The sequence below is a fragment of the Niabella yanshanensis genome (assembly GCF_034424215.1).
GTDB lineage: Bacteria > Bacteroidota > Bacteroidia > Chitinophagales > Chitinophagaceae > Niabella > Niabella yanshanensis.
Genome location: NZ_CP139960.1, coordinates 1,968,322 through 1,987,874, shown reverse-complemented (window position 1 = coordinate 1,987,874; position 19,553 = coordinate 1,968,322). Strand labels below are relative to the sequence as shown.

Below are 19,553 nucleotides of genomic sequence, written 5' to 3'. Positions count from 1 at the left end.
TTACGGTATTCCGGCGATACTCCTGATAATATCAACGGTAAGGGGCTTGGTAATATAAGCCTTGATTTGAGGGTAGGAAGCGGTTCGGTTTTTATCTTCCTGGGCTATTGACGAACTGACTGTATAAACGCTGATATCCTGTGTTGCTTCCTCAGGTAGTTTTACAAATTCTTCCATGAAGCCCCATCCGTTCATGATGGGCATTTCTATATCGAGCAGAATGATATCGGGTATAGACTTTAATTTTTCGTCGATCATTGCTCTTAAAAGCTCAATAGCTTCAAGCCCGTTTTCTGCAAATGTTACTTCAAAAAAATCACCACTTCTTTCAAAAAGTTTTCTCGCTATCAATTTAAAAACAGGGTCATCATCTACAACCAGTACATTCTTTCGCTTTGTCATTTAAAATAAATTTTAAAAGTGGTTCCCACATTTACTACGCTGTCCACTGTAATACGTCCTCCCATAGCCTCAATTTGTCGTTTGGTTATATAGAGCCCTATACCCTTAGCATCGGGGTTGTGTGTAAAAGTTTTAAAGAGACCAAATAGTTTGTGACCATTTTTTTCAAGATCTATGCCTATACCATTGTCATTTAAAGTCAGAACTTTTTCAGACTTCTCTTCATTGTAGGTAATGCTCACGACCGGGCAAACATTCGGCTTAGAGTATTTAAGGCTATTTGAAACCAAATTTAACAAAATACTTTCTATATAAGCCCTATTGTGAAATATAGTTATGTCTTTGGGAACATTGTTAAGTATAACCCCTTCTTTTTGACGGATTTTATCACTCAACACATGAACCGTTTTATCTACTGCTTCCCGTAGCTTAACCTGTTGTTGCGACACATCAACATCTGCATTAATAGTTACTACATCGTTAAGGGCATCAATACTGCTACCTAAGATCTTAACTACTTTATGCAGGTAGATTACCAGCTCTTTTTTTTCTTCCATATCCTGAGATGACAAAATCAGATCAGTTAAAGATTGGATATTGCTGGCATGCGACCTTAAGTTGTGAGATACGATATAGGAAAAATCGAGGAGTCTTTTATTTTGATGATCCAGCTTTTCAAGCGATTTACGCAGCTCTTCCTTTGAGTTCCTGAGATCTGTAATGTCTACTGTAGTAAGAATGATCTGGTCATAATTTTCTTCGTGCCCGGGAATGACCTGCCATGATAAAATGCAGGTTCTCATTTCCCCTTCAGCATTGTAGAATAAACTTTGCGATTTAAACTGGTGTTGCCCTGCACAGATAGCTGCTAATATCTTTTTAGTGGTGTGAAGATTACTATCGTGGACGAGCGTTCGGGGGAAGTGTTCAAACAACTCTTCTTTGCTGTTAAATTTATACTGCCTGAAACATTCATCGTTAATCGACTTTACTTTAACCAACCCGGTATAAGAAGCGAGCGAATTAGGCTGCCGGGTGAAATAATCAATCACCTCTTCCTCACTTTTTCCCATCATTCCGTTTTTTCTCAACAGAGCTACCACATCTGAAAAATCTTCTTCCCACAAAGCAACAGGCGATTCATCAAACAGGTGCCGGTATTTTTTCTCCGAATGTTTAAGTTTTTGATCCGCTACCAGCTTTTCGGTAATGTCTTCCGCAATCACTACATACTTTCGGTTCTGGTGAGGGAGTGTTGGCAATGCGAATAGCTTATAGTGGGTCCATATTTCATAGCCTTGTTTAGTAATGTGGCGATAATCACCAGATAATTGTCCGATATTTCCCTCGTTAATATCGTTGATCTTTGCCAGCATATCGGAAAAGACTTCCTGTGTAGCAACCGCCGGCTCATTACCTTCCGGAAATATGCCTCTTTCCAGCCCGAAAATTCTTCGGAAGGTTTCATTGGTGCTTGAGAACTTTTGCGTTTCCGGGTTAATCAGGGCCAGGCCAATGGGCGCGTTATCAAATATAGCCTTGAACTCTTTTTGGGCTTCGGCAATTTGCTGGTCCTTTTGAAATACCAGGGTTTGAAGCCTGAAGGTTTTGGTCAGCGTTCTTTTGAGAATAACCCCTATTATTACTGAACCCAATAGCGAGATAAATGCCGGCAACCAAAAAAGACGGAACGACGACATTTGAGCTGTTATATAGAACTTCCAGTTGATATGGGACATTTGTTCTTCTAATGTCGTAGGGCTGTCAGGCGGTTTACTCCCCAAAAAAAAGGATTCCTTTCCATTGATATAGCTAATGTAAGATAAGCTGTACCGGTATTTACTGCTATCAGAGTTTTTGATATTGCTGGCTTCTAAAAGATCTTCCAGGGAAACCAGTGCACTTGAGAAGCCCCAGAATTTATCGCCTATAACAACGGGCAGTCGTGCAGCAATAGATTCTACTTTTGAGAAATTGGTGAAGGGGCCGGCAATCACAATCTTTTTGGATTTGTAGGCGGCCAAAGCGCCGGCAGCCTCCTCCCTACTCCCTGTATGCAATATGCTTTTATTTAATGCCATATTATTGCTGGCGGGGTAAGTATATTTAATGGTGCCGCCCGGAATAAGAGAGATGCTGGTTAACCTGCCGTTATTGGCTAGCACTTCTTTGGCTACGGTATCAAAACCATGCACCTGCCCCTTGTCATCAATGATCCGCGTAATAGCCGCCAATCCACTATACATGTCGCTAAAAAAATAATTCAAACGGGTATTTACCCTTTTCATTTCCGTAGCCAGCTCAAATCTGGCCTGGGTGATCGCAATATTCCGGCGCTGTTCAATAATCAATATGGAAACAATGAAAACAACGATAGCTGCTAAAGCGCTAATCAGTAGTGGCGGATTTCTCAGAATGTTTTGATTATTAGAAGATAGCGCTCTCATGTATCCACAATTAAAGCATTTTTTACAATGCCATCAACACACAAATTTACATATTATAAATATATAATATGGCTTTCGGGCACGATTAATGAGCGCAAATATAGCGTCATTAAAGCAATGTAACAGGATTCACTCTATATTTGCAATCATGACACAGGAAAAATTACAGGATATGCGGTCCCGCGTTCTCGGGATAAGGAGGTTTCTTTGACGTCGGGAACCGTACGCAAAAAATTCAACAAGACAAACAATTATCGTTAAGTCCCGGATTCTGGGATGATAACAAACGTGCAACCGAAATTCTAAAGACTTTAAAAGTAAACGAATATTGGGTCAATCTTTTTAACCATGCTGAAACAGCAGTAGAAGATTTTGCCATACTTTTTGATTTCTGGAAAGAAGGGGATGCCACAGAAGCTGAAACGCAGGAGGCTTACGACCAGGCGCTTCAGACTTTAGATGAAGCTGAGTTCAAAAGCACTTTGAACGAGCCCGAAGATGAATTGCCCGCGGTGCTGCAGATCAACTCAGGTGCCGGTGGTACCGAAAGCCAGGATTGGGCAGAGATGGTCGCGCGTATGTATCGTATGTATGGTGAGAAGCAGGGATGGAGGGTTACCGAGCTTGATTGGCAGTGGGGCGATGGCGCAGGTATTAAAACAGCTACGCTGCAGTTTGATGGCGCTTTTGCCTACGGCTTCTTAAAAGCAGAAAGCGGTGTGCACCGGCTCGTACGTATTTCACCGTTTGACAGCAATGCCAGAAGGCATACTTCATTTGTATCGGTATTCGTATATCCATTAATCGACGATACGATTGAGATCGAGATCAAGGACAGTGAAGTAAAAATGGAAACAGCGCGAAGCGGCGGCGCCGGTGGGCAGAACGTAAACAAAGTAGAAACCAAGGTGTTTTTAACGCATATACCTACGGGTATTGTGGTAGTTTGCCAAACCGAGCGCACACAAATGGGCAACCGGGAAAAAGCCATGCAAATGCTGAAGAGCCGCTTATATGAAGAAGAGCTGCGCAAGCGGGAGGAATTAAAGAATGCCACCAATGCTAATAAGAAAAAGATAGAATGGGGAAGCCAGATCCGCAGCTATGTTTTTCACCCCTACAAAATGATCAAGGACCATCGAACTGATTATGAAGTTGGGAATGTACAACCGGTTATGGACGGCGAGCTGGATGGCTTCATTAAAGCTTACCTGATGGCTGATAAAGAAGGAGATGCATCGTAGCTTATGCTATCCAATTTAGCGTACTGTTATTTTCAATAGTTTTATACTAATAAATTTTATCATGAGTATAGGAACCTTTTCATACCCTTTACCGGTTAACGAACCGGTATTGAATTATGCACCCGGCAGCAAAGAAAGGGAGCAGCTAAAAGTTACGTTAGCAACGCTTAAGGCGGAGACACTGGATATTCCGATGTATATAGGTAGCGAGCAGGTGTTTACAAAAAATAAAATATCCATACACCCTCCCCATGAAAGAAAATATACCCTGGGACAGTTTTCCATGGGCGATAAAAAGCATGTGCAGCAGGCTATTGATGCAGCGCTTGCCGCCAAAGAAAAATGGGCCGCATTAAGCTGGGAAAGCCGCGCTGGTATCTTTTTAAAAGCTGCAGACCTGATTGCTACCAAATACCGTTTTCACATGAATGGTACTACTATGTTAGGGCAGAGTAAAAATGCTTACCAGGCAGAAATAGACAGCGCCTGTGAGATCATAGATTTCCTCCGGTTTAATGTGCATTTCTTAAGCGAGATCTATAAGCAACAGCCCATCAGTGGCCCGGGTATGCACAACCGTTTGGAGTATCGTCCTCTGGAGGGATTTGTGCTGGCGGTAACCCCGTTCAACTTCACGGCAATTGGAGGCAACTTGCCTACTTCGGCAGCAATGTGCGGTAACGTAGTGGTATGGAAACCTGCAAACACGCAGGTTTACTCTGCGCAAATGTTCATGCGGATTTTGAAGGAAGCAGGATTACCTGATGGTGTGATCAACCTTATTTATGTTAACGGTCCTGAATTAGGAGAAGTATGTTTTAGTCATCGTGATTTTGCAGGAGTACACTTTACAGGTTCTACAGGTGTGTTTAATACCATGTGGGAAACGATTGGTAAAAATATTGGCAGATACAAAAGCTATCCCCGTATTGTTGGTGAAACCGGCGGGAAGGATTTCGTTATAGCGCATAAGAGCGCCGATCCTGCAGTGGTAGCTACGGCGCTTTTACGGGGCGCCTTTGAGTTCCAGGGGCAAAAGTGCTCGGCGGCTTCCCGCGCTTACATCCCCTCCAATATTGCTAAAGAAGTAAAAAAGAAATTGGTTGAAGGCATCAACTCCTTTAAAATGGGCATGGTAGAAGACTTCAGCAATTTTATTAATGCGGTGATCGACGAACGTAGCTTCGACAAGATCAAAAATTATATTGATAAAGCGAAAAAGGATAAAGATGCGTCCATACTTGCGGGTGGAAGCTGTGATAAAAAAAACGGGTATTTCATCCAGCCTACAGTAATTGAAACTACGAACCCGCAATACCTTACTATGTGCGAGGAGATCTTTGGGCCCGTACTTACTTTATATGTTTATCCTGCCAGTGCATTTGAGAAAACGCTGGACCTGGTTAATAATACATCGCCTTATGCGCTTACCGGGGCTATTATTTCGACCGATCGAGCTGCGGTGGAGTTAGCAACAAGGAAACTGGAAAACGCGGCAGGTAACTTCTATATCAATGATAAGCCAACAGGCGCCGTTGTAGGACAGCAACCATTCGGTGGAGGGCGTGCTTCGGGTACTAACGATAAAGCCGGCTTTATATTAAATTTATACCGCTGGTTAAGTGCCCGTACTATTAAAGAAACATTTAATCCGCCAACAGATTATAAATATCCGTTTTTAGCCGAGGATTAATTGAGTTATTTTATAATAAGAGAGTCGGAAAGAAAAAGTTTTTTAAAAGCTTAAACTTTCCGACTTTCGGTTTTTAGCACTAAAGACAATAGCGTGAAATCTATTTTAAATAAGGAACATATATCAATAACGATAAAAAGACTGGCACAACAGGTTATTGAAAATCATACAGATCTTTCTAAAGTGGTAATGATTGGGCTTCAACCCAGGGGTGTTTATTTGTCAGACAGGATGCATCAGCAGGTAAAGCAATTGGTGGGTAAAACAACTATCGAATATGGTAAGCTGGATATCACTTTTTACCGGGATGATGTCCGTAATACCCTGCACAAAGCCAACGCTACAGATATTCCTTTTAGTATTGAAAACAAAACGGTAATCCTGATAGATGATGTATTGTATACCGGCAGAACCATCCGTGCGGCCCTGGATGCACTGCTCGATTTTGGCCGCCCGGCAAAAGTGGAGCTTTGTGTACTGATCGATCGCCGGTTTAGCCGGGAAGTGCCCATCCAGGCCGATTATATCGGAAGAGCAATAGATAGTTTTGAAAATCAGAAAGTATTGGTGAGGTGGGAAGAAAATAGTGATGCAGATCAGGTTTATATAGAATGATAAAAAAAATCTGAACAAAATACATGATAGGCATGAGTTTTGTTGGCCTAAGAGGGAAATGAGTTAATTAAATAGCAATTTCTTTCTTAGGCTATTTTATTTATTATCAAATTTTTCGACCTTGGGCATCACTATATTTAGCTATTATGAGAAAAAAATAAAGGGTTTACTTTTACATAGTCCCTTTTTAAATAACCTTTCCCGTGCATTGCGGGATCTTTCAAAACGGACATGACATATACATTCGTTATCACAATCTATTAAAAAAACAACTATGCCACTGGAACCTTATGGAATAGGCGGTACCGAAGTAAAGAACGATGCGTTTGAAGCTTTTGCCGATATCCCGCAGAATCGTGTATTATTAGCCGAGAAGTTAACAGACCTGCCTCCTGTGAGGCCGGAGATTGTTCATGGACTGACCGATGTCAGTGCCGTATTCAACCATTTTAACCCTTCCGTGGATATGGAATTTGAAACGGAAGAGGGAGCCTCTAAAAGAGAAGAGCTGAACTTTAAAGGACTTGAAGATTTCGGTCCCAAAGGCATTACCCGTCAAAGCCAGTATCTGAGCGAGTTGGATATGAAGCGTACCCAGTACCAAAAAATCGTGAAGCAGCTTAAGACCAATAAATTGCTGAAGCAGGCCTTGTCTGACTCTGGCACTAAGGAAAACCTGGTTGCCGCATTAAAAGTGCTCATACAGGAACTGGACGGTAAGTCTAAATAATATATTCAATTCATAAACCTATAGTCATCATATGTCAACAGCTCAAAATCAACTTTCCCCGGAAGACCAAAATCTGCAAAAAGAGTATAAGCAACCTTCATCAGTTGAGTTAGGTACCCTGGATTCTCATCTTCAACCGCTTGCCAAGTTGGGTGGATATGATCTCCTGGAATCCGCTATCGATAATGTGCAAAATTTGAACCCTGAGCGAAAGGCGAGAAAGAAGATATTCCTGGAAGAAGCCAGTAAGAAGAAAGAGCGGGAGGAGCTGAAAAAAATGCTGAGCTGGTGGGTTGATATATTAGAGTCTACAGACGATCTGGGACAGATGGTTGATAATTGCAACCAATTGGCTGAGACGGCTGACAGAACATTAAAGTCGAATGTAAGAAAAGCACTGGAGCGTACCGGGGATCTGGAGCGTTCCTATCGCTCTGTAGCATTATTCTTTAAGAATACGGAAAGCCAGAAAGTGAAGAACGTATCGTTTATGAATGCGGAGCCTGATCAGTTGAAAGACCTGGATAATACCAGGTTTATTGATCATGTACAGGCCGAGCTGGTTAATAATTACGACAGGCTGGATTTGCGCAATAACTATGGCATTTTGATATTACCCGGTTATCTGGGTTCTAATAAAGTGGTAGAAAAATGGGCCAAAATAGCCTATGATAATAAAGTGATGCTGGTGACTGATTTTGAAAACCTGGACACACCCGATGATGTAATGGAATTGTTTGAGGCTGCTAATTTAACAGGGGGAGACCCTTACCGCTCCAATGTGGTAATGGCTTGTAACTGGCTGGTAGGGCGGGGTAAAGAAGATGAAGTGGGGGAAGATGATCACCTGTTTATCCCACCGTCTTCATCCCTTGGCGGAAAGATCTACTACACCCTGATGTCGCAGGTTACTGCCGGTAAGAAACATGGTAGTATGAACGAGGTAGACGGCGTTAAGTTTGATCTGAAGAAAAGCGAGATAGCAGGTCTTGAAAAATTGGGCCTGGTGCCAATGGCAAAAGAGTATGGCAAAGTAATGGCCTTCTCAGCAAAGACTTTATTCAATGGCGATAATATAGGTTTGCAAACCTACTCTGTGGTCCGCGTATTTGACTATGTGGCCAAGGTAATGATGGACTTTCTCAACAGGCGTGCTTTCGAAAATTTCAATGCCAATACCAGGAAAGAATTAAACGGACAGATTGTTCGTTTCCTGGATAGTATTACCGGCCCCAGCAAATTAATTGAAAACTTTACCATAAAAAGATTTGAACAGGATCCGCTTCAAAAAGACCGGATTTTCCTGGACATTCACCTGAAGCCTTATTTCCCGGCTAAAACATTTTTAATCAAGCTGGACGGACAAAAAGGTGATGATGCAGATGGCGTAGAATGGATGTCTAGCTACGAGCAGGATAAATAAGTAATTAATATTTTATTAATAAACCCTCTGCAATAATTCAAACACCCCGAACGTTTAATCCTATACTTAAATCTATGATGAATTATTTGAAAGCTCGATCTTACCGTGTGTTACATAGATAAGTATTATAAGCATGTATTTTTTATTTATAGTTTTTATACTTATTTTTTAACATCAAAAATGTACAACTATGTCATTTAAAGCACAAATTGATGTGGCAGGTGCTAAAAACAACATCCTGGATCTTAGCTATGCCCTCAAGCAGGAAACAGATGCCACAGGCCGACCATCATCTATCACCCGTGGTGGCCAGATTACCCTAACCGTTGAATCTACCGGTGACACCAAATTCTTCGAATGGATGTGTAACAATTTCGAAAGAAAAGATGGTAAGATAACTTTTACCAAAAGAGATTCTGATGCCACTATGAAGGAGCTTTCCTTCAAGGAAGGGTACCTGGTTTCCTATCGGGAAAACTTTAATGCTACTGGTGAAAACCCTATTACTGAAACCTTTACCATTAGTGCAAAGGAGATCAGCATGGGCAATGCCTCGCATATGAACCAGTGGGCTGTTTAATATTTTTAGAACAACATGAGCTGTTAAGCCTTGAAAATGTGTTATATTAAACTGGATAACCCGGCACCTGCTGTTAAGGTGCTGGGTTATTTATAGTTACTTGCTGTCCATACTTATGAAAAACGCTATCAATTAAAGTTGATACCTTAAAAGCAACCTTATGTCATTTATTTCAAAACTTACATTAGATGGCGAAGAAATTAATGTCCTTCATTGCAGATACCATTTCTCCCAGGAAACAGATGCCACGAGCAGGCCTACGTCCATTCCTAAAGGTGGTGTAATTGATGTTACTATTGAAAGCAATGGTAAAACTGATCTTTTCGACTGGATGATTAGCCCTACACAAACAAAAAGCGGCGCTATCACTTTTTACAGAAGAGATAATATGAGCCAGCTGAAAACGATCAGGTTTGTTGACGCTCATTGTATTGACTATACCGAGGAGTATACACATAACGGTGAATATCCCATGCAGATAACGCTGAGGTTAAGCGCCAAAGAAGTGAAGTTGAATGATTCCAGCTTCAGGAAGAACTGGCCTGTGTAAAACTGGTATACTTTCTGTTACTGTTAAACACTTGTTGAAAATTGCGGAGGGGCGTTTAATGGCTCGTCTGTTGCATCTATTGAAAATAAAACTTTATGCCGCATCATACTCCTTTTACATTAGCAGCTGATGAGGTATGTATTGACCATGAAACAGATATCACGGCAGGCGAGCTGGATGTGAATGATGCTTATGATCTTTATCTGATAGCCAGGGGTAAGCCGGTACGTGAATATAAGCTGGTTTGCTTTATGAACCTGCAATTTTTCTTCCAGGATAAGAATGGGAAATGGACTGATTTACAAAAGCAAAGTTTTGTAAATGACTGGATAGCAGGGGTGAAATCTGCCTGGAATAGAAAGTTGTTACGAGTGCTGGGTAACGGCGTGCAGGTGGTGCTCGAATTTGAGTTCAAGACCCAGGTAGAGGGTATATGGATCTTTGATCATTGGGAAATTTCAGTACAAAAGACGACCAGCTTTGAGCAAAGTTATGTCACACCTGCAAGGGGGTCTTCTCAATTAGATAGTATGGATCTGGTACTGACTACCAAGCCCAGGGGGCGTCAGCGCGGGGTGGTGCACGAGTTTGGACATATGATTGGCCTGGAAGATGAATACAAGCCCAGAACCAGGTGGCAGCATGATGGCGCTTCTGTAATGAACAATGGGGAAATAGTGCGAAACCGTCATATCGCTCATTTTGTTTCGTGGGTAAACCAGAAATTCAGGAAACATAATATAAAATGAAAAGGAGCATGATCGATTTTTCTCACACGCGAGATGCCCGCCCGACCGGACGGACAGGTATGTGCGGAGTTCCCCGTCCGACTGGGTTCATCCGGGTGGGCATCGGGCCAAACTGAAAAATAAAAAATATACGGATGAAATACCTAAGATTTTCAGGATGGATACTGGCACTGCATTGCTCAATGATAATGGCTTGCACTTTTAATAATAATACAATGAAGTCGATAGACAAATACTGGCAAGATTTAACAACAGCCTCAACTGAAAGTCAGGAGGTAGATATACTTGAAGCATTCAGGGTTTACCTGCGCGACGAGAAAATTTCTTACGAAGTATTTGGTAAATCGCTGCAAGATAAAGACAGCCTCGTTAACCTGGCAAATGCACCAGTTGGTTATAGGCCTCAGGATGTTACTATAAAATTTTATACGAACGGGAACGAGGTGGTTTTGGAAAAGCAGGGCTGGAGACCAAAAAATCCGGGAAATGCTTTTTATCTTTTTAATGAGTAATACTTTAAGTAGTACAAGTATTTTGTAATTATCAAAAGATCGGCCTGAAAAGTAGATGCAATCATTCATCAATATGAACTAATATTCGTAACTAAACATATTTCATCCATAAACGACAAAACCTTTATTTATGGCTCAGTTAACCAATGCTTCTTTCAGCATTAACGGTAATGCTATTTCCGTTTTCACCTCTTTCTCTCTATCTCAAAGTATTTTTGATCATCACCAGTTTTCCTTAGTCTGCCCTGCAGAAGCAATCGACGGAAAAGCCGGCATCTTTACCTCTTCCAAAGATATGATCGGAGGCACATTTGGTGCACGTATCCTGGCAGAAGGCTTTAATGGTAGCTTATTGTTTAAAGGCGTGGTGACCAGTGTGGAAACATCGCGGTTTACGGGCCATCATGGAAATGTAATTATCAGTGGTTATTCGCCCACCATAATGATGGAAAGCGGTCCCCACTGTCAGAGCTGGGAAAAGAAAGCTATAAAGAATATTGCGAACGATGTATTAAAACCCTTTCCTCAAAATCTCTTAAGTCCGAAAGTGCAGCCCTTATACGGTGAAACACTGGCTTATACCGTTCAGTATAAAGAAACGGCCTGGGAGTTTCTGCAGCGGTTAACCGGTACTTTCGGCGAGTGGCTGTTTTGGGATGGTCAGGCCCTGATCATCGGACAACCTCAGTCGGGTGAATCCGTTACATTAACCTACGGCAGTCATATCAGCAGTTTTAATATGTCGTTAAATGCACGGCCGGTCAAAACACAAATGATGGGTTGGGATTACCTGAACAGCCAGGTATATACGAGTCAGCCATCGGGGGTAGAAGATAAGGCCGGGCTCAATCCGTTAGGGAAGCAGGTAATGCAGTTAGGCCAGTCGATATACACAGCACAACCTGTTTTATGGAACAACCAGTTTCTCACCAATAAAAAGCAGCAGGATGATATTACCAATATGAAGAGCGCGATACAGGGCAGCCGTATGATCATGTTCAATGGCAAGAGCGGGCATCCCGGAGTAAAAATTGGAGGTATGGTAGAAGTATCAGGCAATAATGTCTTTAGCGAGCAAACAGAAGGTTATGGTGAATACCTGGTAATAGCAGCAACGCATTATGTAGATGCAATGGGCAATTACGATAATCAGTTTACGGCTGTACCGGGTACTATCAGGGTCCCTCCTGTAGTGTCACCTAAAGAACCTAATTGTGAAACCCAGAGTGCGATTGTTACAGATAATAACGACTTCAACGGCCTTGGCCGTATAAGGGTTAAATTTCACTGGATGGGTGGGTCGGAAAAGACGCCCTGGATAAGGGTTACGACGCCACATGCAGGGGGTGGAAAAGGAATGTTCTTTATTCCTGAGGTAGGCGAGGAAGTAATCATAGGTTTTGAGGGGGATAGCGCCACCAAGCCCTATGTAATAGGCGCTGTATACCACGGTAAAGCCAATAACAGTTTTGGTAATGCGGGTAATGATGTGAAAGCGCTGCAAAGTCGTAGTGGTAATAAAGTGTTGTTGGATGATAACGCGGGAAGCGTATTTGTGGAAGATAAAGATGGAAACAGCGTACTAATGGATGGTGCAGGTAATGTAACGATGAAGAGTAATGAAAGCATTACGCTTACCTGTGGGGATAGTACCCTGAATATGAAAAAAGACGGGACCATTACTATCAGCGGTAAAGATGTTTTTACAGTAGCTACCAAAGATGTGGTATCCAGCGCCAAAAACAACCTGGCCATGGTAGCAGATGTGGATTTCCTGGCATCAGGAAAAACAACTGCCACCGTTTCTTCCAAAGCCACTACGGTAGTAGGTTCTAATGAAATGGGCCTGTTCTCTAAAAAGCTGGAAGCAGTAGGTTCGGCCACTACCAGCATTAATGGAGGTAAGATAGATATGGGCGCGGGGGGAGATGTAAGCGTAACCGGCGCTATCGTAAAAATCAACTCCTAAATAATCCAACTATGAGCATTAAAACATCGGTAGCGCAGGAGTTTTATAAGATACGCGAAGAATGGGCCCGGGCAGATCAACTAAAAACATGGAGCCTCGCCGTATGGATTGCGAACTACCAGGACCTGGATATTATCGATAAATTTATAGAAACAGAACGGTTACCCATTGGCGTTTTTGACGATATATTTTTTCGTTTCAATACACCTTATAAAGGAGACCCTACTTCTTTTGAAGAAGCGCTTTGGAAGGAGTATGAGGGCTGGTTTCAACCCGTACCTGATCCGGCCCAGGACCTGATGCTGGCGTTAAAGAATGACGGGATATTGAATCCCTTATTTTCCCCGGAAATAGATGCCTCCGCTGGCTTTGATGGACTCCTGAAAGAAATGCTTCGTTTAAAAGATCATCTACGCGGTTTTGACAAAAACAATTTTTGCCTGTACTTTCCGCCGGCTCAGCCGCGGCAGCTGATCATTGGTGACTGGCTGGCGCAAAAACTAAAAAACGGTATTCCTCCGCAAATCAGGTTAGTAACGATCGATCATGCAGCCGGCAGGAAAATTTTTATTGCTAATACCGACAAGGTGGTAGAACTGCACCCACAGTTAGATATGCTGGCCGCCATTAATAACGAAATGGATAAAGGAGGAGGCAGCAGTGATACGGTTAGTCCGGAAGCAAGGCTGACCAAACAGATAAGAACAGTGATGGATACTATCATTAAAAAAGATCCGAATCTTACCGGTAGAGAGGTTGGTAAAATGCTATCCATTGCTAAAGAAACCGGCAATGCTTCCACGCTGGTATCTACTTTATTGGTGGCTTCGCAGGCACATTATAATATTAAAGATCATGAGCCAAGTGAACGCTATGCTGATGAAGCTATAAAAAAAGCTGAACTGGAAATGGAAAATGGGGAAGCCGGTGGCTATCACTCCTGGAAAGCCTGTATGATGTTGAAAGGTGCATTGCAGGCTGCAAAAAGAAAATGGGAAGCGGCCATAAAAATCTATGAGGATATGGCCACCAAAGCCCTGAAGTACGGCGATGTGTTTTTTGTAATGGAAGGTTATCGTATTTCGGGACATTTGTATTATTTAAGAGGACGATTAAAACCGGCTTTTGAAAATACGTTGATGGCCATGGTGGCGGGAAGCCAGTTAAGCAAGGAAATGATCAGGCAAAGTACTTTTCTGCATGCAGCCTATCTCGCAGTATTCCTGGGTGAGAAGCTCAAGCCCAAAGACGAACTGAAAGCGCTCGAAGAGCAGCTGGATGTTTGGATTGGGGACGACTGGAGAGAATTAATTGGCGGCACGGAGCTGGAAAAGAGTACGGTGAAACCACGTAGTAAATACATGCCGCCGGTTTCATTTTAAGCAGGATAACAGCGGCGGTTGATAATCTTATACAAACTATTTAAAAGCATTCTATAATGGCAGTAGCAGCAGGATCAGCACCCAGTAAAGGCTTTGGTGAACTGTTTGGCGAAGCAAAGGGCAAGCTCGATGAACTTCAGGCGGGCCTGGCCAGTATATTTCCCGCAATGCCGGGAATGCCCGCAGGAAAGTATTTCGACCTGGCCATGGGCATCGATTTTGAGCAAACGATTGCACCTCCCTGTCCCGTTTTTCCGGTTCCGCATGTAGGACTGGTATTTGATATTTTTGGCGCGGTAATGAATGCGATTGCCTCCGCCTTACCACCGCCACCTGCAGAAGGGGAAGGATTTAGCGTAGCCGGTGTAGCTGCTACCATTGTTAACGCATTAAAGCCTTCTGTAAAAGTTCATTCCCGTTGGATCAATAATGCCGGTACGCCAGTTATGCACCTGCCCGCTATGTTCCTGCATTTGCTACCCATGGCTGTTCCCACTTCTTCCTCGGAAATGTGGATGGGAAGCAGCACGGTGCTGGCAGATGGAGGCCCCTTCTCTACGCAGTTTCACCCTGCACTTTCCTGTAACCTGGTGGGCTTTCCCAGCCTGCCCCGGATGAACAAAACACCACGGCCTGTACTCGATCTGATGATGCCTACTTCTATGTTGCTGGCCATCATCAGCAGCGGCGGACCGGTATTGGTAGGAGGTCCGCCTACCATCGACCTGTTCCAGCTAATGTTATCGTTGGGTATTAAAGGTTTGAGCAAAGCCTGGAAAAAGCTGGGTGATAAGTTCCAGGATATTATTGATAAAATTGCGAAGAAGAACGAGAAGCTGGCTAATGTGCTGCAGTCCATCAAATGTAAATCTTTTGGTGAACCGGTTGATGCAGCCACGGGACGGGTAATACATACCAACGTAGATTTTGATTTGCCAGGCCCCATACCTTTAGTTTGGGAACGCACCTATTATAGCGATGCTGAAGTGGAAACTTCGTTGGGGTATAACTGGCACCATAGCTATAATATAGGCTTATACGATGTGGGCAATGGGTTTGCCATACGTTTGAAAGATGGAAGGGAAGCGGCATTGCCTTACCTGCAAAAAGGGGAAATATTTTATCATCGGATAGAACAACTTTTTTTTGAAAAAGATGAGGCCGGGTATTTTGTAACGGATGAGCATAAGCTGGTTTACCGGTTTAGCGAAAAGAAAGACCGGCAGGGGTTTGCAATGATCGCTTCTATTACGAATCCGCAAGGATTTGATATAAGGTTTGATTATGACGCTAAAGGTAGCCTGTCTGCTATTATAGATAGCTCGGGTCGGATGCTCAGGGTACAATGCGATGAACTGGGAAGAGTGCTCCGTGTGTATACTATCGCCAACAACCGGCGCATCAACTTCATACAATATACCTATGACGCTGCCGGCAACATGGTGACTAATGAAGATGTGCTGGGGGCCGTTAAACGTTTTGAGTATGATGGCCACTTGTTAGTAAAGCTGACTAATCAAAGTGATCACAGCTTTTACTGGGAATACGAAGGGAAGGGAGATGACGCAAGATGTATACATACCTGGGGAGATGGCGGTATATTAGAATACTGGACAGAGTATAAACAAAACGAAGATGGAAGTGGTATAACTATTACACGGGATAGCCTGGGGCACGAAACGGAATATTTTTACGATAATAAAAAGCTGATCTATAAAATTGTAGATGCCAATGGCGGTATTACCCGGCAGATCTATAATCAATACCAGGATCTTGAAGTGCTGGTGAACCCGGAAGGCGGAAAGGTGCAGTATCAATATAATGGATATGGCAAAGTGGTACGGGTGATTAACGAAAATGATGAGGCCAGTACCTATTTGTATGATGACCGGCTGAACCTTGTTTTTGCGGGAAGTCCGGGTGGTAAAACGATGAGTTGGGAGTATGATCAGCAAAACAGGCTGGTGAACCGAAGCGGAGTTGCGGGGAACCCGGTTTACTACACTTACGATAACAAAGATCTTAGGTATATCACGGATAATAAGGAACGCCGTTTCGAATTAATTTATGATGAACAGCATAATCTGTCCCGTTTGCGGTACCCTAACGGATTAGAGCAGCTATGGAGTTATGACGAATTGGGAAACACCATCTTTCACAAAGATATAAGAGGTAATATAACAACTTATGAAAATAATGATGCAGGGCTGGTGACCCGTATTAAAGGGCCGGATGGCAATATTCACCAGTTTGAATATGATGCAGCCCGCAATATGATAGAAGTCAGGGATTATAGCCACCTGGTGCAGTTTGATTATGGGCCCCTGGGCGTATTGCGCGGGCGTAAACAAAACGATCGTGTGGTAAGATTTAATTACGATACAGAATTGCAATTACGCAGTATTGTAAATGAAGGCGGCGAAGTATACAGGTTTGGTTTGGATGCTTTAGGCAATGTTGTAAGCGAATGGGGCTTCGATGGGCTCAATCGCCGATACCAGCGTGATGGCAATAGCCGGGTGAGCAAAGTACTGAGACCTGACGAAAAATGGACCAGTTACGATTATGACAGCCTGGGTAATATTGTGAAAGAGGAGCATAGTGACGGTAGCATGGCTGCTTATAAATATGATGCTGACGCGATGCTTTCAGAGGCTATCAACGAAACCAGCCATATAAAATTGATCCGGGATAAATCCGGGCGGGTGATCCGGGAAGAGCAGGACGGGTATTGGGTAGGCAAAACCTATGATAGCGATGGGAATTGCATCCGGACGGCCAGCAGCCAGGGGGCCGACATTGCAATGCAATATGACGAGTGGGGTATGTTGATTGAAATGAGCGGCAAATGTGGTCCTGGCATCGAAGCACAACCGTCACCGGCAGCGGCTTCATTAGACGCTAAATTAAAAGAAGTGGATGCGCGGGTAGCGAGGCTTACCGGAGCCGTTAATCCCGAGAGTCAACCCAAAGCATCTGAACCCGCAGGCTGGCAGGCTGTGTTTCAGCGTGATGATTCGGGGCTGGAGCTGCACCGTCAGCTCAGCGGCGGGGTGAGCGTGCAAACAGAACGCGATCGGTTGGGAAGGGTTACCCGCCGTGCGATTGGCGCTAAGCATATAGAGCAAAGCAAAACCCGCTATGATTGGGGACTAGGTAATAAGCTTCATAAAATTGTAAATGAGATAACACGTACGCAGGCTAATTTTGAATATGACGCCTTTGATAATTTAGTAAGCGCTACGTATGAGGACAAAAGCGGTACGGAAACCATTTATCGCGTGCCGGATAAAATAGGTAACCTGTTTAAAACAAAAGACAAAAGCGACCGGAAATATAGCAAGGGTGGTCGTTTGCTGGAAGATGACCAATATTGCTACTATTACGATGCTGAGGGTAACCTCATTTTCAAAGAGTTTAAACGCAATGAGAACCTGAGTGCAATTGATAAAACTGAAATAGCCAAAGAAAAGGGAATAGCCCTACGGCGTACTGCCACAGGCTGGGAGTACGAATGGGCGGGAAATGGAATGTTACAAAAAGTGATCAATCCGGGTGGCAGGGAAATTGAATTTTATTACGATCCTCTGGGTAGAAGAACAGCTAAAATAGTCAAAACGAATAACAGCTCCGGGCTTGCCGAAGAACCTTGTCTAATAGTGAATGACACCATTACCCGCTTTGTTTGGGATGGGAATGTACCGCTGCATGAATGGCAGTATAAAGGGCAGTATCCATCAAAAAAAACAATTACTGAAGAGGGTATAAAAGAAGAGAAGGAACCGGTTGAGAACATAATTACCTGGTTATTTGAAGAGGGGGCTTTTGTGCCCTGTGCCAAGTTTGAAGGAGAAAAAAAATACAGTATTGTTGCCGACTATCTGGGCACACCCACTCATGCCTATGATGGCGATGGCAAAATAGTATGGGAGCGGGAACTGGATATATATGGCACTACCCGTCAACAAAAAGGAGAAAATGGTTTTGTACCTTATCTTTACCAGGGACAGTATGTGGATGAGGAAACCGGTTTGGCATATAACAGGTTCAGGTACTACGATAATGGAAGCGGAAACTATATAAGTCAGGATCCGATAGGATTTCATGGTGGGTTGCGGATGTACAAATATGTAGCTAATGTTGCTGCACATTTTGATTCTCTCGGATTAAGCAGCACTATTTTAAACAAAAATTTGGGTGGTGTCGTCGGAGATCAAATGCAAGCTCATCACGTTATACCTGAGCAGGTATGGAAAGCAAATCAGGATTTTTTTGATGACATCGGATTACAAGGTCAAATGGACAAAGCCACGAATGGTATTTTGCTTCCGGATAAAGCTTCTATGATTGATTCTGAAGGGCCGCAAATTGTTCATAGGGGATCACACCCAAGATATAATGACGAAATTGCAGACAGGGTGACAAATATAAGAGGCGCCTACGATGCCGGGCTGATAGATGCTTCAACAGCAAAAAAGCAGGTTTGGAAATTACAAAATGAGTATAAAAATAAACTGTGGGAAGGTGACGCTCAACATAAGATAGTAGATGGTAAAAAGAAACTTCATTAAATAACTCTAAAAATGAATTATTATATTTTTTCAAATAATTATAGTCAGCGAACATCTTCTGCAGCTGACGGTATTTTAGCAGAAGGGTACGATAAAAACAATCCTTTTCCTCCGATGAAGTATTCATGGACAAAACCAAGAGATTTGGATCGTGTTTATCCGTCGGAACTATATTACATTTTTAAGGGGATTGACTTTTATCTTGATTATGCAAGCTTTTGGGACGGCTATATTATTAGTGGAGCGTTTAAAAATTTATTGGATACCTTGAAATGCCCATCCTATAAATCAGTAAAGCTTAAAGTAGTAAATGCTAAAGGTGAAGATATCTCTGGGGGAAGAGAATATTTTTTCATTGATATGCGTAGCGTTGTTCAGGATGTTGTGGATTATACAAATTCATTGTTCACTTTAAATGAGGATATAATAAAGATGAGAGGATTGTCTATAGAAAAGATTAGGAATTCGGGGGACTATTTTGGTAATATCAAAGTGTATGAAAAGATTTCATTATTAGAACAAAACATTAGCTATAATATTTTTAAGTTAAAAGACCTGGCGGTGCACGATTTGATTTGTGATGAACAAGGGCATCAAAAGATTCAAGAGTTTTTTAATACTATTCAACATGTCAACATTGCAGATATGACGCAATACAACAATAGATTCAATTGATTAACGAATAT

The 19,553-nt window shown here is 42.7% G+C and carries 15 protein-coding genes; 13 read left to right on the top strand and 2 right to left on the bottom strand.

Translation table 11 applies throughout. The features are described from left to right. Both U0035_RS07905 and U0035_RS07900 read right to left on the bottom strand, forming a co-directional pair. Positions 1 to 402 (bottom strand): response regulator, encoded by a 402-nt coding sequence (locus U0035_RS07905; protein WP_114789457.1) that lies wholly within the window; start codon positions 400 to 402, stop codon positions 1 to 3. Next, positions 399 to 2,849, bottom strand: coding sequence for an ATP-binding protein (locus U0035_RS07900; protein WP_114789456.1), 2,451 nt, complete (start codon positions 2,847 to 2,849; stop codon positions 399 to 401). Before U0035_RS07900 ends, U0035_RS07905 begins: the two co-directional genes overlap by 4 nt. Before the next feature lie 148 nt (positions 2,850 to 2,997). Here U0035_RS07900 and prfB point away from each other — a divergent pair. The 13 genes from prfB to U0035_RS07835 all read left to right on the top strand — a co-directional run bounded on the left by prfB (position 2,998) and on the right by U0035_RS07835 (position 19,542). Further along, a protein-coding gene (prfB, locus tag U0035_RS07895; protein WP_114789455.1) for a peptide chain release factor 2 occupies positions 2,998 to 4,093 on the top strand; the annotation gives its coding sequence in 2 pieces (ribosomal slippage) (positions 2,998 to 3,057 and positions 3,059 to 4,093; 1,095 coding nt in all). Between the two features lie 61 nt (positions 4,094 to 4,154). Next, a complete protein-coding gene (gene pruA, locus U0035_RS07890; protein WP_114789454.1) occupies positions 4,155 to 5,786 on the top strand; it encodes an L-glutamate gamma-semialdehyde dehydrogenase in 1,632 nt (543 codons plus the stop codon). A gap of 93 nt (positions 5,787 to 5,879) precedes the next feature. Continuing rightward, entirely contained in the window at positions 5,880 to 6,401 is a 522-nt protein-coding gene (gene pyrR, locus U0035_RS07885) for a bifunctional pyr operon transcriptional regulator/uracil phosphoribosyltransferase PyrR (RefSeq protein ID WP_114789453.1), read from the top strand. Positions 6,402 to 6,675: 274 nt separating this feature from the next. Next, positions 6,676 to 7,131: a type VI secretion system contractile sheath small subunit gene (locus U0035_RS07880; protein WP_114789452.1), complete on the top strand. Its 456-nt coding sequence runs from the start codon at positions 6,676 to 6,678 to the stop codon at positions 7,129 to 7,131. 31 nt (positions 7,132 to 7,162) lie between these two features. Next, on the top strand, positions 7,163 to 8,554 hold the full coding sequence (locus tag U0035_RS07875; protein ID WP_114789451.1) for a DUF5458 family protein: 1,392 nt from the start codon (positions 7,163 to 7,165) through the stop codon (positions 8,552 to 8,554). A 190-nt stretch (positions 8,555 to 8,744) separates the two neighbouring features. Beyond that, a complete protein-coding gene (gene tssD / locus U0035_RS07870) occupies positions 8,745 to 9,134 on the top strand; it encodes a type VI secretion system tube protein TssD (RefSeq protein ID WP_114789450.1) in 390 nt (129 codons plus the stop codon). 160 nt (positions 9,135 to 9,294) lie between these two features. Continuing rightward, positions 9,295 to 9,684, top strand: a complete 390-nt coding sequence (tssD, locus tag U0035_RS07865) for a type VI secretion system tube protein TssD (RefSeq protein WP_114789449.1) — start codon at positions 9,295 to 9,297, stop codon at positions 9,682 to 9,684. 95 nt (positions 9,685 to 9,779) lie between these two features. Next, positions 9,780 to 10,433: a hypothetical protein gene (locus U0035_RS07860; RefSeq protein WP_114789448.1), complete on the top strand. Its 654-nt coding sequence runs from the start codon at positions 9,780 to 9,782 to the stop codon at positions 10,431 to 10,433. Positions 10,434 to 10,567: 134 nt separating this feature from the next. Beyond that, positions 10,568 to 10,945 (top strand): hypothetical protein, encoded by a 378-nt coding sequence (locus U0035_RS07855; RefSeq protein WP_114789447.1) that lies wholly within the window; start codon positions 10,568 to 10,570, stop codon positions 10,943 to 10,945. A 130-nt stretch (positions 10,946 to 11,075) separates the two neighbouring features. Continuing rightward, positions 11,076 to 12,914: a type VI secretion system Vgr family protein gene (locus U0035_RS07850; protein ID WP_114789446.1), complete on the top strand. Its 1,839-nt coding sequence runs from the start codon at positions 11,076 to 11,078 to the stop codon at positions 12,912 to 12,914. A gap of 11 nt (positions 12,915 to 12,925) precedes the next feature. Then, the gene (locus U0035_RS07845; protein ID WP_114789445.1) at positions 12,926 to 14,296 is read left to right on the top strand and encodes a hypothetical protein; all 1,371 of its coding nucleotides are present in this window, start codon (positions 12,926 to 12,928) and stop codon (positions 14,294 to 14,296) included. A 56-nt stretch (positions 14,297 to 14,352) separates the two neighbouring features. Further along, entirely contained in the window at positions 14,353 to 18,867 is a 4,515-nt protein-coding gene (locus U0035_RS07840; protein ID WP_114789444.1) for a DUF6531 domain-containing protein, read from the top strand. Positions 18,868 to 18,879: 12 nt separating this feature from the next. Continuing rightward, the gene (locus U0035_RS07835) at positions 18,880 to 19,542 is read left to right on the top strand and encodes an Imm43 family immunity protein (RefSeq protein WP_114789443.1); all 663 of its coding nucleotides are present in this window, start codon (positions 18,880 to 18,882) and stop codon (positions 19,540 to 19,542) included. Positions 19,543 to 19,553: the final 11 nt, after the last annotated feature.

Coding starts and splice junctions, on each gene's coding strand:
- U0035_RS07845 (WP_114789445.1), top strand. CDS start 12,926: ATGAGCATTAAAACATCGGTAGCGCAGGAGTTTTATAAGATACGCGAA.
- pruA (WP_114789454.1), top strand. CDS start 4,155: ATGAGTATAGGAACCTTTTCATACCCTTTACCGGTTAACGAACCGGTA.
- U0035_RS07855 (WP_114789447.1), top strand. CDS start 10,568: ATGAAATACCTAAGATTTTCAGGATGGATACTGGCACTGCATTGCTCA.
- U0035_RS07835 (WP_114789443.1), top strand. CDS start 18,880: ATGAATTATTATATTTTTTCAAATAATTATAGTCAGCGAACATCTTCT.
- U0035_RS07850 (WP_114789446.1), top strand. CDS start 11,076: ATGGCTCAGTTAACCAATGCTTCTTTCAGCATTAACGGTAATGCTATT.
- U0035_RS07905 (WP_114789457.1), bottom strand. CDS start 402: ATGACAAAGCGAAAGAATGTACTGGTTGTAGATGATGACCCTGTTTTT.
- U0035_RS07840 (WP_114789444.1), top strand. CDS start 14,353: ATGGCAGTAGCAGCAGGATCAGCACCCAGTAAAGGCTTTGGTGAACTG.
- tssD (WP_114789449.1), top strand. CDS start 9,295: ATGTCATTTATTTCAAAACTTACATTAGATGGCGAAGAAATTAATGTC.
- U0035_RS07880 (WP_114789452.1), top strand. CDS start 6,676: ATGCCACTGGAACCTTATGGAATAGGCGGTACCGAAGTAAAGAACGAT.
- U0035_RS07860 (WP_114789448.1), top strand. CDS start 9,780: ATGCCGCATCATACTCCTTTTACATTAGCAGCTGATGAGGTATGTATT.
- U0035_RS07900 (WP_114789456.1), bottom strand. CDS start 2,849: ATGAGAGCGCTATCTTCTAATAATCAAAACATTCTGAGAAATCCGCCA.
- tssD (WP_114789450.1), top strand. CDS start 8,745: ATGTCATTTAAAGCACAAATTGATGTGGCAGGTGCTAAAAACAACATC.
- U0035_RS07875 (WP_114789451.1), top strand. CDS start 7,163: ATGTCAACAGCTCAAAATCAACTTTCCCCGGAAGACCAAAATCTGCAA.